15 protein-coding genes are annotated in these 15,199 nt (G+C 58.0%); 7 read left to right on the top strand and 8 right to left on the bottom strand.

The annotated features are described in order from the left end of the window. Positions 1-20: 20 nt before the first annotated feature. Positions 21-770, top strand: coding sequence for a biotin--[acetyl-CoA-carboxylase] ligase (locus tag EKM85_RS07685; protein ID WP_125585692.1), 750 nt, complete (start codon positions 21-23; stop codon positions 768-770). 98 nt (positions 771-868) lie between these two features. Here EKM85_RS07685 and EKM85_RS07680 read toward each other — a convergent pair whose 3' ends face one another. After that, positions 869-1,555 carry a YjjG family noncanonical pyrimidine nucleotidase gene (locus EKM85_RS07680; protein WP_125585691.1) on the bottom strand — a complete coding sequence of 229 codons (687 nt, stop codon included), beginning with the start codon at positions 1,553-1,555 and terminating at the stop codon, positions 869-871. A 114-nt stretch (positions 1,556-1,669) separates the two neighbouring features. Here EKM85_RS07680 and EKM85_RS07675 point away from each other — a divergent pair, with 114 nt between their 5' ends. Continuing rightward, on the top strand, positions 1,670-4,147 hold the full coding sequence (locus EKM85_RS07675) for a transglycosylase domain-containing protein (RefSeq protein WP_125585690.1): 2,478 nt from the start codon (positions 1,670-1,672) through the stop codon (positions 4,145-4,147). A gap of 61 nt (positions 4,148-4,208) precedes the next feature. Here EKM85_RS07675 and ccpA read toward each other — a convergent pair whose 3' ends face one another. Next, on the bottom strand, positions 4,209-5,210 hold the full coding sequence (gene ccpA / locus EKM85_RS07670; RefSeq protein ID WP_125585689.1) for a catabolite control protein A: 1,002 nt from the start codon (positions 5,208-5,210) through the stop codon (positions 4,209-4,211). A gap of 187 nt (positions 5,211-5,397) precedes the next feature. Between ccpA and EKM85_RS07665 the strand changes: the two genes are divergently transcribed. Both EKM85_RS07665 and EKM85_RS11475 read left to right on the top strand, forming a co-directional pair. Next, positions 5,398-6,501, top strand: coding sequence for a M24 family metallopeptidase (locus EKM85_RS07665; protein WP_125585688.1), 1,104 nt, complete (start codon positions 5,398-5,400; stop codon positions 6,499-6,501). A gap of 350 nt (positions 6,502-6,851) precedes the next feature. After that, entirely contained in the window at positions 6,852-6,995 is a 144-nt protein-coding gene (locus tag EKM85_RS11475) for a hypothetical protein (RefSeq protein ID WP_164510709.1), read from the top strand. Between the two features lie 615 nt (positions 6,996-7,610). Here the strand turns inward: EKM85_RS11475 and EKM85_RS07660 are convergent. Next, entirely contained in the window at positions 7,611-8,153 is a 543-nt protein-coding gene (locus tag EKM85_RS07660; protein WP_125585687.1) for a YtxH domain-containing protein, read from the bottom strand. A 20-nt stretch (positions 8,154-8,173) separates the two neighbouring features. Beyond that, a complete protein-coding gene (locus EKM85_RS07655; protein WP_125585686.1) occupies positions 8,174-8,602 on the bottom strand; it encodes a DUF948 domain-containing protein in 429 nt (142 codons plus the stop codon). A gap of 169 nt (positions 8,603-8,771) precedes the next feature. On the opposite strand from EKM85_RS07655, the gene EKM85_RS07650 reads away from it, so the two are divergent. The 3 genes from EKM85_RS07650 to EKM85_RS07640 all read left to right on the top strand — a co-directional run bounded on the left by EKM85_RS07650 (position 8,772) and on the right by EKM85_RS07640 (position 11,165). Then, the gene (locus EKM85_RS07650; protein ID WP_225418956.1) at positions 8,772-9,647 is read left to right on the top strand and encodes a mechanosensitive ion channel family protein; all 876 of its coding nucleotides are present in this window, start codon (positions 8,772-8,774) and stop codon (positions 9,645-9,647) included. 47 nt (positions 9,648-9,694) lie between these two features. Next, positions 9,695-10,588 (top strand): DUF368 domain-containing protein, encoded by an 894-nt coding sequence (locus EKM85_RS07645; RefSeq protein WP_125585685.1) that lies wholly within the window; start codon positions 9,695-9,697, stop codon positions 10,586-10,588. A gap of 79 nt (positions 10,589-10,667) precedes the next feature. Further along, positions 10,668-11,165 (top strand): GNAT family N-acetyltransferase, encoded by a 498-nt coding sequence (locus EKM85_RS07640; protein ID WP_125585684.1) that lies wholly within the window; start codon positions 10,668-10,670, stop codon positions 11,163-11,165. 76 nt (positions 11,166-11,241) lie between these two features. On the opposite strand, the gene cbpB is transcribed toward EKM85_RS07640, so the two are convergent. The 4 genes from cbpB to EKM85_RS07620 all read right to left on the bottom strand — a co-directional run bounded on the left by cbpB (position 11,242) and on the right by EKM85_RS07620 (position 14,871). Next, positions 11,242-11,724 (bottom strand): cyclic-di-AMP-binding protein CbpB, encoded by a 483-nt coding sequence (cbpB, locus tag EKM85_RS07635; RefSeq protein WP_125585683.1) that lies wholly within the window; start codon positions 11,722-11,724, stop codon positions 11,242-11,244. Positions 11,725-11,877: 153 nt separating this feature from the next. Continuing rightward, positions 11,878-12,576, bottom strand: a complete 699-nt coding sequence (locus EKM85_RS07630; RefSeq protein ID WP_125585682.1) for a LutC/YkgG family protein — start codon at positions 12,574-12,576, stop codon at positions 11,878-11,880. Beyond that, a complete protein-coding gene (locus EKM85_RS07625) occupies positions 12,569-14,041 on the bottom strand; it encodes a LutB/LldF family L-lactate oxidation iron-sulfur protein (RefSeq protein ID WP_125585681.1) in 1,473 nt (490 codons plus the stop codon). The genes EKM85_RS07630 and EKM85_RS07625 overlap by 8 nt, the downstream gene beginning before the upstream one ends. Beyond that, positions 14,038-14,871, bottom strand: a complete 834-nt coding sequence (locus EKM85_RS07620) for a (Fe-S)-binding protein (protein WP_125585680.1) — start codon at positions 14,869-14,871, stop codon at positions 14,038-14,040. The genes EKM85_RS07625 and EKM85_RS07620 overlap by 4 nt, the downstream gene beginning before the upstream one ends. Positions 14,872-15,199: the final 328 nt, after the last annotated feature.

Below are 15,199 nucleotides of genomic sequence, written 5' to 3'. Positions count from 1 at the left end.
CGTTTTCAGTGGAGGCAGCCATGACTTTTGAAGACCAACTAAAGGCCGCTTTGCCGCCGGTCTGGCAGGACCGCGTAACCAGCTACGCCACGATCGACTCAACGAACCGGCAGGCCGCACGCCTGCTAAAAACCGGCGGTTTGCTGCCACTGCTGCTCACCGCCCGGCAGCAGACCGCCGGGGTCGGCCGCCAGGGCCATCACTTCAGTTCACCGGCTGACACCGGTCTTTACTGGTCGGCGGCGCTGACACTGCCGGCACAGGCGCCGCTTTGCCTGGTGACACCGGCCGCCGGCGTGGCTTTGCAACACGCCACTTTTGCGGTGTGGCAGCGCCAGACCACGATCAAATGGGTCAACGATCTGCTGCTTGCCGACCGCAAGGTGGCCGGGATTTTAACGGAAGTGATCCCCGGCCCTCACCCGCAGTTGATCGTCGGCATCGGCTTGAATCTGGCCCCTGACCCCCAGCGCCAAGTGAGCGGCGGCCAGAAGGTGGGGGCCCTGCTGGCCAGCGTTCCAGAGCTTGGGCCGCGCGCGGCGCTGATCAGTACCTGGCTCACCACCTTCATGTGCCTGCTCGCCCACCCTGACGAGATCATGCCAGCGTTTCGGCGGCACGCCGCCTGGCTTAACGTCCCAGTGACCATCAGCGCCCTCGGCCAGAGAGCGGCAGGCGTGCTGGTTGGGTTTGCCGCTGACGGGGCCGCCATTTTGCAGACCCCGAGCGGGCCCAAGCCTATTCAGGACGGCACAATGCGCCGCCGTTAAGCGCAAACCAAATGCCCTGCCCCGCCGATTCAGGACGAATCGCAGGGGCAGGGCATTTATCTGACTGGCGCGTGGTGCCTACGCGTGCTGGCATGCTTTCACCTTGTTCCTGCCACCAGGGTAGTCAGTGCCGCAAACTCACTGAGCTGATACACCGGCGTGATCGCCGTGCGGTTGGGCACCAGGTGCGGATTGAACCACACTGAATCAATCTTGGCATTGCGGCCACCTTGGATATCAGAGGTCAGGGAGTCGCCCACGATCAGCGTCCGGCGCGGGTCAAAGTGCGGGATCCGTTTGATCACGTAATCAAAAAACGCCATGGTTGGTTTCGGTGCGCCGATCACGTCCGAAACGAAAATGTCGGCAAAAAAATCGATCAGGCCCGCCTTGGTCAACCGCGCGTGCTGGACGGCCTCCACCCCGTTTGAGACCACGTACAGCCGGCAGTCGCGCAACGCCTCAAGTGTCGCTGCGACGTGCGGCAGCACAATGGCCTGCTGGTCGAGCAGGTGATGGTACCGTTTCTCGGCGGCGAGGCCGTCCGCGTCAATGTGAAATTCGCGAAACAGCTGGGTGAAGCGGCGCGTGAAAATCTGCTCACGCCGGATCTGGCCGGCCTCATACGCTTCCCATAAACCGGCGTTGATGGCCAAGTACCGGGCCTCGAGCACAGGCGTATAGGGCACTTTCAGGGCCGTGATCGTCTGCTTCAGACAAAGTAGTTCCCCAGCCTTGAAGTCCAGCAGCGTATCGTCGACATCAAACAGGATCGTGTTGTACATGGCGTGCCTCCAACAAGTGTTTACTGGTAGTCTATCACGCCGGCCAAAACACCGGGGTAAAATTTGGGGTATAATACCAGCAAGTATCCGTATCAAATAAAGGGAGAACATACCGTGACCAAAAACCGCCACACCGGTAGCCAGTCCAGCCGCAACCCATTACCAAAGCTGAGCCGCCAAACTTGGCCGCTATACCTAAGCACCGGACTGCGCACATTTAAATCACTTGCTTACTACCTCGTCGGCTTCATCATCATTGCTGGCACGTTTGGGGTCGGCCTGCTGGGCGGCTACTTTGCTGCCATCATCGATAAGACTGAAGTCCCCACTAAGGCGGCGATGACGCGCACACTCAGCAACGTGGAGACCTCCACCCGCCTGTACTACGCCCACAACGTGGAGATCGGCCCAGTCAAAAGCGACCTGATCCGCGACACGGTCACGCTTGACGCTGTGTCGCCGTGGCTGCAAAAGGCCATCGTTAGCACCGAGGATGAGGACTTTTGGACGAACAGCGGCGTCATGCCCAAGGCCCTGGTCCGGGCCGTGCTCACTGAGCTCACCGGCGTCGGCGGGCAGACCGGCGGCTCGACTTTGACCCAGCAGGTCGTCAAGCTTCAGTTCCTGAATTCGCAGACCACATTCAAGCGCAAGGCCACCGAGATCATGATGGCCCTGCGGTTAAATAAGTATTACACCAAGCAGCAGCTGCTCGAGGAATACCTGAACATCATTACCCTGGGGCGCAACAACCGCGGCCAAAACATCGCGGGGGTTCAAACGGCCGCAAGAGGCCTATTCGGCAAGAACGTCAAGGACATCAACCTCGCCGAAAGCGCGTTTATCGCCGGCCTGCCGCAAAGTCCTTCCGCCTACACGCCTTACACCAACACCGGTGCCTTCAAGACTGATCTGAGCGCCGGCCTGAACCGGCAGAAAACCGTGCTTTTCCGCATGTACCGCGCCGGCACGATCACCAAGGCGCAGTACGACACGGCCAAGGCTTTCGACTTGAAAAAGGCCTTCCTCAAGCCTGGCAGCGCCACTGTTCAAACGGGCTCGTCCAGCTACGTCTACAACATGGTCGAATCCGAAGCCAAGGCGATCCTCGCCGATAAACTGGCCGCCGCCGACGGTCACACCAAGGCTGATCTGACGAGAAACAGCGCCCTTAAGGCCATGTACATGAAGACGGCCGGCGAGCAGCTCACCACCCGCGGCTACCAAGTCCACGCCACCATCAACAAACAGGTCTACGACGCGATGCAAAACGTCGTTGACCAGCACAAGGGCGGCTTTGGGGCCACCTACACCAGCTACGTCAAGAACACGACCACCGGCGGCTACTCGGCGGTGAAGCAACCGGTCCAAAACGGAACGGTGCTGCTCGACAACCAAACGGGCGCGATCCTTGGCTTTGTCGGCGGCACGGCCGGGGAGGTCAACCATATTTACACCAAGCGCAGCCCCGGTTCGTCAATTAAGCCAACCGCCGTTTACGGCCCCGCGATCGAAAACAAGATGATCGGCTCCAAGACGATGCTTGCCGACTTCAAGACCAACTTCTCCGGCTACTCCGTGACTGACTACGGCGGGGTGATCTTGAACAAGTTCGTTGACGCCACCACTGCGCTGAAGAATTCTTACAACATCCCTGCCGTGAACCTTTACGACCATGTCATGAAACAGGTCAACGTCAAATCCTACATGCAAAAGATGGGCGTGACCAGCCTGACCGACGACGACTACCAGAACCTCGGCCTCGCCCTCGGTGGTGCCAAGTACGGCGAAACTGTCCAGGAAGCCGCTGGCGCCTTTGCCACTTTTGCTCGCGGCGGGACCAACGTCACCCCTTACGTGATTGAGAAGATCGTCGACCCCACGGGAAAGATCGTGTATCAGCACAAGGAAACACCGCGCAAGGTCTTCTCTAAGGCCACTAGCTACATCATGGCGCAAATGTTGCATCAAACCATTCTGAGTGGGACCGGGATCACAGCCGGCAGTAGCGTCGCGTTTAACAGCGGCAACCTGATCGCCAAGACCGGGACCTCAAACGACTACAAGGACCTCTGGTTTATCGGCTCAACGCCGGGCATTACCATGGCCAGCTGGATGGGCTACGACAACGATAACGGTGCCAATCACGTCATGAGCTCTAACGGCTCTGCGATCAACCAGCAGTACTGGGCGGCCTTGGCCAATGCCGTGTACCGCTTGATCCCCCAACAGTTTGAAGTGAACAAGACCATGAGCCGGCCAAGCGGCGTGCGGACCACGGCCGTCAACAGTAAGACTGGCGAGCGCAACGGAACGGTCCACCTGGGTGATAGCACCATCACGCTCACCGGCGACACCACGGCCAACCTCTCCTACAACTACACCCCGGGGGTGACGCAGGCCCAGTTCGGCATTGGCGGCACCGCCGCCAATTACGCGGACTTCTGGGCTAACTTTACCAATCCCCAAAAGGCGGTCAAGCCTAAACCGGATGAGTCGAGCAGTACGAGTAGCAGTAGCGTTGCCAGTTCCACCAGTGAAGCGACCGCATCGAGCGAAGCGGCCAGCAGCACGGCCGCTCCGGCGCAGTGACAAGCCAGCACGCAAAAACCGCCCACCCAGAAGTTTTCTGGGTGGGCGGTTTGGCGTGTGCTTAGCGGGTTGACTTGCGGGTTGTGATATCAAAGCCAAGGCGGATGGTCTTTTCGTCGATGTCTTCCTTGTTCATCATCTTGGTGAGCAGACGCATCGCGACGGCACCGATATCATACAAAGGCTGATCGATCGAAGTCAGCTGCGGGCGGGCCATCTCGGTGAGCTTAGTGTTGTTGGACGTGATGATCTGGAAGTCCGCTGGCACCTTGACGCCGGCATCAAGCGCGCCGTCCAGGACCCCGAACGCCACTTCGTCGTCGCCGACGATCGCCGCATTGGCGCCGGCCTTTTGCAACTGATTAAACAGGGCCAAACCAGCGTGGTAACTGGTTTCGGTTTCAAAGACAAAGCTCTCGTCGTAGGCCAAGCCGGCCTTTTGCAGTGCCTGCTTGTAGCCCTTCAGCCGGTACTGACCGTTGATTGGCTGCGTCAATGGCCCGGTGACCAAAGCGACCTGTTTTGAGCCCGCGTTGATCAGCTGTGTGGTCGCGGCCTCGACCGCAGCGACGTAATCAATGTTGACGGAGCCAACCTGTTCGTCGGGGTCGACCGAACCGGCGAGAACAATGGGAGTCTTGCTCCGGGAGAACTCCTGGCGCACGTTATCGGAAATGTCGTTGCCCATGTAGATCAACCCGTCGACCTGCTTGGCCAGTAAAGTGTTCAGGACCTGGACCTCTTTTTGGCTGTTCTCATCCGAATTAGCCAAGATGATATTGTACTTGTACATGGTGGCCACGTCGTCGATCCCGCGCGCTAAGCTCGAGAAGAACATGTTGGTGACATCTGGAATGATGACCCCGACCGTTGTGGTCTTCTTAGACGCCAACCCACGCGCCACCGCGTTTGGCCGGTAATCCAGCTTATCGATGACTTCCAGCACCTTCTTACGGGTTGCCGGCTTAACATTCGGGTTCCCGTTAACCACCCGGGAAACCGTTGCCATGCTGACCCCGGCCTCACGCGCGACGTCGTAGATCGTAATTGTTTGCTTTTCCATATTGAATTCTCTCCTCACACAGGCAATGGGTCTGCGTTAATTTCCAATCTACTGTAGCAAAAGTAAATCAGCAATGCAAGCGGTTTACTGAATTTTTCAAAGGAATTTTCATAAGCACTTTTCAGAAAGCCGTCAGACCAAGGCTATGCTATACTGACAGGGCCAAAATACCTAAGGAGGCTACATTATGAACGAACATCTGAAGCAACTACAGACCTGGGTCGCGGACCAGAGCCTTGATGTGGCATACATCAGCAACTTCACTAACATCAATTATTTCACGGGCTTTTTCTCCGACCCTGAGGAACGCATCACGGGCCTGTTCGTCTTTCCAGACCAGGAGCCATTGCTGTTCGTCCCTGCCCTGTCGATTGAGGCGGTCAAAAAGGTCGGTTGGCCGTACGCCGTAGTCGGCTACCTTGACCACGAGGAGCCTTTCGCACTGATCGCCGATGCGCTGAAGCAGCGCGTTGCCAGCCCTTTGCGCTGGGGGATCGAAAAGGACGACCTGGCCGTCTTCAAGTTTGAGGCCATCATGCGTCAGTTTCCGCAGGCGACCTTCCCTGCCGATGCCAGCCGCTTCATCGAAGCGCAGCAGCTGATCAAAACGCCGAGTGAGATCGCCCAGATGGAAGAGGCCGGCCGGCAAGCCGACCGGGCCTTCGCTGCCGGATTCAAAGCCCTGCGCACCGGTATTACCGAGCAGGGCGTCGTGGCCGAAATTGAGTACGCCATGATGAAGGAAGGCGTCATGCACATGTCTTTTGACACCATCGTCCAGGCCGGAGAAGACGCCGCCGACCCCCACGGCGGCCCCGAGCAAGTCGCCATCAAGCCGGGTGAGTTGGTCCTTTTTGACCTCGGCACCGACAACCACGGCTACATGAGCGATGCCACCCGCACGGTCGCCTTTGGCCAGGGTGTCTCCGCCAAGGCGCAGGAGCTGCACAAGGTCTGCCTGGAGGCGCAGCTGACCGCTCAGGCCGCAGTTCGCCCCGGGATGCGCGCCGCGGCGCTGGACAAAATCGCCCGCGACATCATCACCAAGGCCGGCTATGGGGAGTACTTCAATCACCGGCTTGGCCACGGCATTGGCATGTCGACGCACGAATTTCCTTCCATCATGGCTGGCAACGACATGCTGCTGCAGCCGGGAATGTGCTTTTCGATCGAGCCGGGGATCTATGTGCCCGGCGTTGCCGGCGTGCGCATTGAGGATTGTGTTCACGTGACGGAAACCGGCTGCGAGCCATTCACGCACACCCCGAAGGAATACACGGTCATCGCCTAATGACCTGGCCCAGCAGCATTTGACGCTGGGCCATTTTGGTGATCAGCCTGGCGAAAATGATACAGCCAATTGTTATTGAAAGCTGGCCCGGCACCTGAAAAAGCGTCCAGTTTAGCCCGTCAATGAATGATGAGCCAAAAATGAGATTCTAAGCACCGCTGGTTTTCTCCCTTCTGCCGGTTCCTTGTGAATTACTTATAAAGGCCGTGTGCACGGCTTTCGTCAGCGTGAAACTGGACCCTTGTTCTTGCTTCGTAAACACATGAAAACTCATGTATTTATTATTTGCACATTTTCACCTAGGCCGTTATGGTTAGGATGAAAAGAAAGAACAAGGAGGACAGATGATTATGCCTGTATCTGATATCGAACGTGCCATGAGCCCACAAATGGGTTTGCCAAACGACCTAATGTTGAAACTGATGCACCAGCACATCGAACAAGTGGCAGAACATGCCCGCGTCCGCAAAGAAGCTAAGCAAGCTTCAAAATAATCAAACATTAAATCAATACTCGCACCTGTTGGCATCAGCCAGCAGGTGCTTTTTTCGCCGCAAATTACCAGCGGAAAACTAGCTCTCCTCAAGCGGCTAGCCGGCGGGCTATGTGCGTCGACTCTGCGCACCTTGATCTAACTGGGCGCCAAGTCGACAACGCCCGAGCAGCCAGCTACGCCTGAGTCCTCGCCGCCAAAGACCAGCGGCAATGCCTCTGGCTATGCTTAGCCTTTAGCCATTTATGGCGTACAGGCTGACATGCGTAGCGGCTGGCCGGCGGGCTAAGTGCGTCGACCCTGCGCACCTTGATCTAACTGGGCTCCGGGTCGACAACGCCCGAGCAGCCAGCTACGCCTGAGTCCTCGCCGCCAAAGACCAGCGGCAATGCCTCTGGCTAGGCTGGCCGTCGGGCTAAGTGCGTCGACTCTGCGCACCTTATACTTAATCGGGCGCCGGGCCGACAACGGGGGAGCAGTTAGCTACGCTGCCCACTTCACCTGCTGCGCAGGCAAAGTGGACCGCTAGGCTAACTGTCCCCCTAGGTTCGTCGCCCCTCTGCACCTTCAAAAAAGCCGCCCGGTTGCCCGGACGGCCTGCACTGGTTAAAAAAGGCTATGCTTGCGGCTGATCATCTTCCTGCGCCGGCAGGCCAGGATCTTCGTCGTCCACGTCAGCCGCGTGGTCCGCCGTCTGGCTCGCCGCCAGATCTGCATCTGCCTGGGCGGCCTCCGTTGCCTCACCGTTATCATCCGCCGCGTTGATCTCGGCGTCATCCTTGGCTTGGGCAAAAGCACTCTTCCCGTCGAGAACAATGTCGTCGAAGTCGTCATTATTGGCAGACTCAGGCGCGCCGGTCAGCTGGTCCTTGAGGGCCGTCGTCGCGTCATCGTAGCTGGCAACGTCGCCGGTATCGGCCTTGGCTGCCACCTTATCCTTCAGGTCCGAAACCACGCCTTGGGCAGACTCACGCCATTCGGCCGTGGCGTCCTTAGCGTAGTCATAATAATCTGCGGCCCGATCCGCCAAGTCGTCCTTGGTCTTCGCAAACTTTTCCTTCAGCTCATCGCTGGTCTGCGGTGTGAGCAGGTACGTTGCGGCCAATGAACTGGCTGCCCCTAAAACAAACCCCAGCAGAAAATGACTCTTTTTTGCCATATCAATGCCTCCTAATCTGATTAACGTTCAGTGTCTTTTGTCTTCGAAAATAAACTCATTGCTTTCTGGCCGACCTTAGCCGCGACGGCGACCTTGGTCCCGCTTTTCGCTCCGCCTTTGACCTTCGTTGCCAGATTACGCGTCGAGGTGTTCAAGTCAGACACACTTTCGCCCAGCTCGCCAATCGCGGTGAAGACCGGATCGATCGCCGCAACTTTGCCATTGACATCGTTCAACAACACGTTGGACTTAGTCAACAACGCCTCGATTTCATTCGTCAACGGCTTGATCTCACCATTGACCGTGTCCAGTGTGTGGTTCACCTCGGTCACGGTTTGCTTGATCTCCTTCGTGACCCCGGACAGCCGAATCGCGATAATGGCCACCGCCAAGGCGATGATCAGAAAGGCGACCGCGGCGATCACGCCGGCAACTTCTGCTCCTGACATGCAACACCCTCCTTTAGCATACAAAATTAATGCATGCGTATACAATTAGAATAGCATCATTGCCATAAGCCGGCAAACCTTTCCCTAAGTTTCGCCAACCGGGGCGCTTTGAGCGACACAGCGGTTACGGAATTTGGTACACTAGAAGGAACATTAAGGAGCGAAAAACGTGGATCACTTATTGCTAACTAGTTCTATCACCGCGCAGACCAACGGCTGGGTTCGCTATTTTCAGCGAATCAACTGGAGCCAGATCATGGACAAGGTCCTCGGCACCGGCCTAGAGATCGTGCTGTTTTCCCTTCTTTTTCTGGTGGTGAACAGCATCGGCAAGCGGCTTATCAACCGCGGCTTTCGGACCTACACCCAGCGGCCGGGCGTCTCCAGCACCCGGGCGAAGACCATGCACACCCTGAGCATCAACATTTTGAGCTACACGATCTTCTTCTTCTATCTGTACGCGGTCTTGAGCGTCCTCGGCGTCCCGGTGGGCAGCCTGCTGGCCGGTGCAGGCATCGTCGGCATCGCCTTGGGCCTAGGCGCGCAGGGCTTTGTTGCGGATGTGGTCACCGGCTTCTTCATCCTGCTTGAGGGCCAGATCGACGTTGGTGATGCGGTCCAGCTCGGTGAGGTCACCGGCACGGTCACCTCGGTGGGCCTGCGGACAACGATCGTCAAAAGCTACGACGGCACGGTGAACTTCATTCCTAACCGCAACATCACAATTGTGTCCAACCTGTCGCGCAGCAACATGCAAGCCCTGATCAGCCTGCCGATGCGCGCGGACGCCGACCTCAATCAAGTCCGCGAAGTGATCGGCGAAGTTAACGACGCCCTCGTCCCGAAGGTCAAGGCGATCCGCCAGGGCCCGGATATTCTCGGGTTAACCCCCGGCGCCAACGGCACGTTCAGTTACCAGGTTAAATTTCTGACCGAAAACGGCGAGCAGCTGGCCGTGCAGCGCAAGTTCCTGGCCGCCTACATTGAGGCTCTGAAAAAAGCTGGCATCGAGCTGCCCAGCGCCGCTTTGACCCTGACTAAGTAGCCCGCCGCAGTCCCGCGCGCTAACACCCTGACTTTGGAGGAGTTGCCTTGCTGAACATGATCAAAGGTGCCCTGATTGGCATCGCGCTTGTTATCCCCGGCCTGTCCGGCAGTATTTTTGCCGTCGTGGTCGGCCTTTACGACCGCCTGCTTACGGCGGTCAACCACTTCCGAGAGGCGCCTAAAGTCCACGCCAAGCTGCTGCTCCCGGTGGGCATCGGCGCCGTGATCGGGGTGCTGCTGTCCACCCGCGCCGTACTGGCCATGACGACGACTTGGCCACTCGCCAGCTACGGTTTTTTCATTGGGCTAGTGGTGGGCATCGGGCCGTTTGTGTGGCGCAAAATTCGCCAAGTCAGCTTTCGCGGCTGGTACTTAGTGCTGCCAGTTCTTGGATTCGCCCTCATCTACGGGCTCGCGCAGCTGGGCGGTGAACAGCCAGAGAACCTGATTACCCTCACCCGCCTGACCAGCGTCCAGGACGGCTTCACGATGGGGTTTGCCGGCGTGTTCGCGGTGGCGCTCATGGCGATCCCCGGGATCTCGGGATCGATCATGCTGATGGTGATCGATCAGTACGGCACCGTTTATAACGCAGTCGCGGCGCTCGGCCCGACCCTGCGCGCCGGGTTGGCCGGCAATTGGGCCGCGGCCGGCCACCACCTCCAGACGGTGGCCCTCCTGCTGCCGTTCATGATCGGCGCGGCCGGCGGTTTACTGGTGATCGCCAAGGTGATGGAGGCACTGCTCAAGCGGTTTGAGGCGCAGGTTTACTACGCCGTGATCGGAATCGTGCTGGCCGCGGTGGTGATCCTCATTCAAACTGGGTTGCAGCCGTACTGGCCGCAATCTGGCGGGCTTGCCGCAAGCGGTGTGGTGTTGATCAGTGTGGTCATCGGGACGCTGGCGACCCTCTTTTTGGACAAGCCAGCTGGCGAATGACCGCGGGTGACCGCGGGCCGCTTTTCTTTTGCCCCAGGGTTGGCTATAATCGAGCCAATTCGCAAAGAGGGTGGCTTTATTGACAATCAACTTCAGCCTGGCAACCGCGCAGGACCTCCCGCGCATCGTTGCCATCTATAACCAGATCATCCCCAGCCGCCTGGCAACGGCGGACCTCACGCCCGTCAGTGTGGCCTCAAGAAAAGCGTGGTTTGCCGCCTTTGATCCGGCCCGGCGGCCGCTTTGGGTCATGCAAAGCGCCGGGCGCTGCATCGGCTGGGTCGGCCTTGAGGACTTTTACGGCCGCCCCGCTTACCTGCACACCGCTGAGGTCAGCATCTACATCGATCAGGCGTTTCGCCACCAGCACGTCGGCCAGCAAGCGCTGGACTTTGTGTTCACGCAGCTGCCGCGGCTGGGCCTGAATGCCTTGGTCGCCTTTATCTTCGCCCACAATCAGCCCAGCCTCGCGCTGTTTGGGCACAACGGGTTTGAACGCTGGGGCCTGCTGCCGGACGTGGCCGAGCTGGATGGCTGCCGCCGCAGCCTCGCCATTATGGGGCGCCGCTTCAATTAAAAAGGGACTGCGACAATCAGTCACAGTCCCTTTTTGCTTTCTCGCGTCGCAGCGGGCGCTCAGCTCGACATTCCTTCTACTTGCGCGCTGCCGGCTGTTTAGCCGCAATGTCGTACTCCTTATCGATATTATGACCGATGTAATTGATGCCCTTCATGACCTCACGGCGCGTCACAATCCCAGTGAACGTCCCGTCGCTTTGAACGACCGGCAGAAAAGCACTGTCGACTAGGGCGTGCAGCACCTCTTCGATGTTGTATGGGTCATCGATCGTGGTGACCCCAGTTTCCATCACGTCGCGGACGCAGAACTCGTCCAGCGGCTGGGCGGTGATCTCGTCAAGCCCTAGCATCTTATCGGTAATCATCGACAAGGACAAAAGGCCCTTGAAGTGATCATCGTTATCCAGCACCGGGATCTTGGCGTAACGCACCTTGGTCAGCACAAGAAACGCGTGCCGCAGCGAATTATCTTCGTTCACACTGGCGATCATCTCACCTGGGATGAGAAAGTGGCTGCGGTTTTGGGTCATCATGTGGTCGATCACTTGATTGATCAAATTGAATCGCTCCTTTTTGGACTACGGCTCCATTCTACCGGAATCAAGGAGTGAAAGCACTATCACGGCCTGGCCTTTGCCGCATTTTAATCTGTGTGAAGAAATCAAGAACCCGGCGCCTGTGGGCAACAATCGCCACCGGCCAGCGTAGCGCTACTGATCCTCAACGACCAGATAGGTCATATCCAGTGGCCCATGGACCCCGACGATCAGCACCATTTCAATGTCCCCCGAGTTCGACGGCCCGGTGATGAAATTGATGTTAGAGGTCGTCAGGCGCCCCGCCTTGATCTCCTGGTCATACCAGGTGGCCGCCTGCCGCGAGCGAGCGACAATGCGACTGGCCGGAATGATCGCGAGGTAATGAGTGGGTAAAAAATGGAACGCGCGGCCTTGCCCCGGGGTGGTAGCGACGGTAATCGTGCCCGACTCAGCAAGCAGAAAGTCGGCAAAGCCGATCGCCGCGTCGGCCTCCGAAGCGGCCTTAAGGTTCGCCTCGCGGCCGGCGTCAGGCAGCCAGTACTGCGGCTTGGGCGAGACCGATGCACGCCAGTTCTCAAGCTGGTAGCGCGCAAACTGGGCGGAAGTCGGCAGCAGCAGCGCAGTTGCTGCCTTGGCCTGCAGGAACGCGTCCAGCGCGTGCGGAAGGGCCGCTGTGGTCGTCGTCTGGTAGGTCACATGCACCGCCTCGCTATTTTGCTTTGCCAGTGCGGCAAGCGCCTGAGGGGTTTGATCCGCAAGCGTGGTCTCAGGCAGATCATTCATGGGCTTGAATGGGTGTGCTTGCAGCTGATGGCGCGGCCTGCCTGCTTTTTCCGCCAGCGCATTCAAAAAATCTTCTCGCTCAGTCATGGTGCACCTCCCGCTCCTTTTGGTGCTTCTTGAACCAGCTCCGGAAGTTCTCGCCGTGCTTTGGCATTTCCGGCAGGTCGCGCACGTCCGTCCAGCCCTTGGCCATCGATGGTGCCTTTCTGATGATACCTTCCGGAAATTCGTTCTCAACGGTGATCGGCGCCTTCTTCGTGAGCGGCGCCATGGCGACGTGGTCGGCCGTTAGCGCCATGCGGAACAGCGCCGGCGTGCCGGTGGCCACGCCGATGCCTTTCATGATCACGTTGTTGAACGACTTGTCCGTGTGCAGCTTGTTCATCATCACGGTCCGGTGCTTGATCAAAAGCTCGTGCAGCGGGATGCGCACTGGACAGGTCTCGGTGCAGGCCCCGCAAAGACTGGACGCAAACGGCAGGTCCCCAAACTGCTCATAGCCGCGCAAGACTGGCGACAGCACCGCGCCGATCGGGCCGGGATAAATCGAGCCGTACCCGTGGCCGCCGATGTGCCGATAAACCGGGCAAACATTCAGGCACGCCCCGCAGCGAATGCACTGCAAGACTGGCTCGAACTCGGTACCCAAGGCGTTGCTGCGGCCATTGTCAACAATGACCACGTAAAAATTCTCGGGCCCATCGCTTTCGCCGCTGACCTGCCGGCTGGAAAAGCTGCAATACGAGGTCAGCTTTTGCCCCACCGCCGAGCGTGCCAGCATGTTGTCTAGCACCTCAGCTTCCTTGAGGCTCGGCACCAAACGCTCCATCCCCATCACGACGACCTGCGTCTTGGGGATCGCCATGACCAGGTCGGCATTGCCCTCATTGGTGACGAGGTTGATCAGCCCCGAGTCCGCGATGGCAAAGTTGCACCCCGTGATCCCCATATCAGCCTTCAAGAACGAGGCGCGCAGGTAGGCGCGGGCGAAGCGGGCCAAGTGCTGAGGATCATTGTCACCGGTGTAGCCCAGCTTCTGAAAAATCTGCTGCACCTGGTCGCGATTCTTATGGAGCGTTGGGAAAACAATGTGCGTCGGCTCGTCCCAGTCGTCCTCTTGCAGGATGAACTCGGCCAGATCAGTCTCCAACAGCGCCAGCCCAGGGATCTTGAGTAGTTCCTTATCCAAATCAATTTCGGTGGTGACCATCGACTTGGACTTCACCACGTGCTGCACGTGCTTCTCCTCGGCAATGTGCTTGATGTAGCTGCTGGCTTCCTGATCCGTCTTGGCGAAAAACACGTGGCCGCCGCGTTTTTCAATGTTATCGGCGAACTCCTCGAGGTAGTCCGGCAGGTAGCGGATCACGTGCTGGCGGATCTGCTCACCTAAGTCGCGCCACTGCTCCCAGTGGCCGAGCTCGGCGCGCGCCGCCGTGCGCTTATCCCACTGCGCGTCCTGCGCCTTGGCGACCGCTTTTTGCATGAAGGGATCTGCTTCCGATTCCTTAAGCCGCGTCAAAAACGGGGCGTTCGAAGTCTTGATGGTCATGCGCCCACCTCCTTTTGCACAGCACTTTGCGTGAATCCTTGGTTGTAGCCGCCGGCATACAAAGCGGCGCGCTCCGCCTGCGGAACATACTTAATGCGGGCCGGATCCACGTTGCTGTTCAGGACCTCGGCGATGTGCATGATCTTGATCTTCTCGCCGCGCCGGTTGAAGCGCCCGGCAATGTTCATCAGACAGGCCGGATCAGCGGAGATCAGCACACTCGCCCCAGTGGCAAGCACGTCATCGACTTTTTCGTCCACCATCTGCTTAGAGATCTCAGGTTCCTTCACCGAAAAAAGCCCACCAAACCCGCAGCAATTTTCTAGGTGCGGCAGCGGGACCATCTTGAGGTCCAACACGTGATCAAGCAGCACAAACGGGCTGGTCCGCTCACCAAGCAGCCGTGTCATGTGACAGGAGCGATGATACGTCGCCGTTGCGGCCAGCTCGGCGCCGGCATCCAGGACCCCCAGCACCCGGTAAAGAAACTGCGAGAACTCCCAGGTCTTGGCCGCGACCTGTTTGGCTTTCTCCGCATACTCGGGATCATCCTTCAGCTGCACTTGAAACTCGCGCAGCATGTTGACACACGACCCCGCCGGCCCGACGATGTAGTCCGCATCGATACTCAACAGGGCATCGATCTGATTGCGAAAGACTGGCTGGGTCTCCTTTGCGTATCCCGAATTGAACGTCGGCTGGCCGCAACATATCTGTTTCACCGGCATGTAGGTCTCACAGCCGAAGCGTTCAAGCACCTCCACCATCGCTTTGCCCACGTTGGGGAAAAACAAATCGACGATGCAGGTGGAAAAAATAACCACCTTCATGACATACCCCTCCCCGGCGCTGCTCCCCACTGCATCGCCTTTAATTAGACTGATTACAATTCTAGTATACGCCGTATTCTGCAGGTTGCGTATCAATGATCATGTTTTTCCGTTATTTGTTAGCGTTTTCCTTCTGGGGAAGGACGCCCGGTTAGCATAACGATGCTGCGCTTCCATTGCCGTTCTAAGCGTTATTCAATCTTTGTGAAATCGTTTACAGGTTCTCTCACTTTGTGCGTTATTTCATTAATTGCAAGCGCTTGCATTTTTCACAAACGTTGTTTACTATCTTCTTATCAGTTGATAAACTGAATAACATATAACTGCC

It is taken from the genome of Lacticaseibacillus jixianensis (assembly GCF_003946485.1).
Lineage (GTDB): Bacteria > Bacillota > Bacilli > Lactobacillales > Lactobacillaceae > Lacticaseibacillus > Lacticaseibacillus jixianensis.
The sequence above is the reverse complement of the archived record's forward strand: the minus strand, read 5'-3'. Positions and strand labels throughout refer to the sequence as shown.

Coding starts and splice junctions, on each gene's coding strand:
- ccpA (WP_125585689.1), bottom strand. CDS start 5,210: ATGGAAAAGCAAACAATTACGATCTACGACGTCGCGCGTGAGGCCGGG.
- EKM85_RS07680 (WP_125585691.1), bottom strand. CDS start 1,555: ATGTACAACACGATCCTGTTTGATGTCGACGATACGCTGCTGGACTTC.
- EKM85_RS11475 (WP_164510709.1), top strand. CDS start 6,852: ATGCCTGTATCTGATATCGAACGTGCCATGAGCCCACAAATGGGTTTG.
- EKM85_RS07685 (WP_125585692.1), top strand. CDS start 21: ATGACTTTTGAAGACCAACTAAAGGCCGCTTTGCCGCCGGTCTGGCAG.
- EKM85_RS07660 (WP_125585687.1), bottom strand. CDS start 8,153: ATGGCAAAAAAGAGTCATTTTCTGCTGGGGTTTGTTTTAGGGGCAGCC.
- EKM85_RS07625 (WP_125585681.1), bottom strand. CDS start 14,041: ATGACCATCAAGACTTCGAACGCCCCGTTTTTGACGCGGCTTAAGGAA.
- EKM85_RS07620 (WP_125585680.1), bottom strand. CDS start 14,871: ATGAAGGTGGTTATTTTTTCCACCTGCATCGTCGATTTGTTTTTCCCC.
- EKM85_RS07630 (WP_125585682.1), bottom strand. CDS start 12,576: ATGACTGAGCGAGAAGATTTTTTGAATGCGCTGGCGGAAAAAGCAGGC.
- EKM85_RS07665 (WP_125585688.1), top strand. CDS start 5,398: ATGAACGAACATCTGAAGCAACTACAGACCTGGGTCGCGGACCAGAGC.
- EKM85_RS07655 (WP_125585686.1), bottom strand. CDS start 8,602: ATGTCAGGAGCAGAAGTTGCCGGCGTGATCGCCGCGGTCGCCTTTCTG.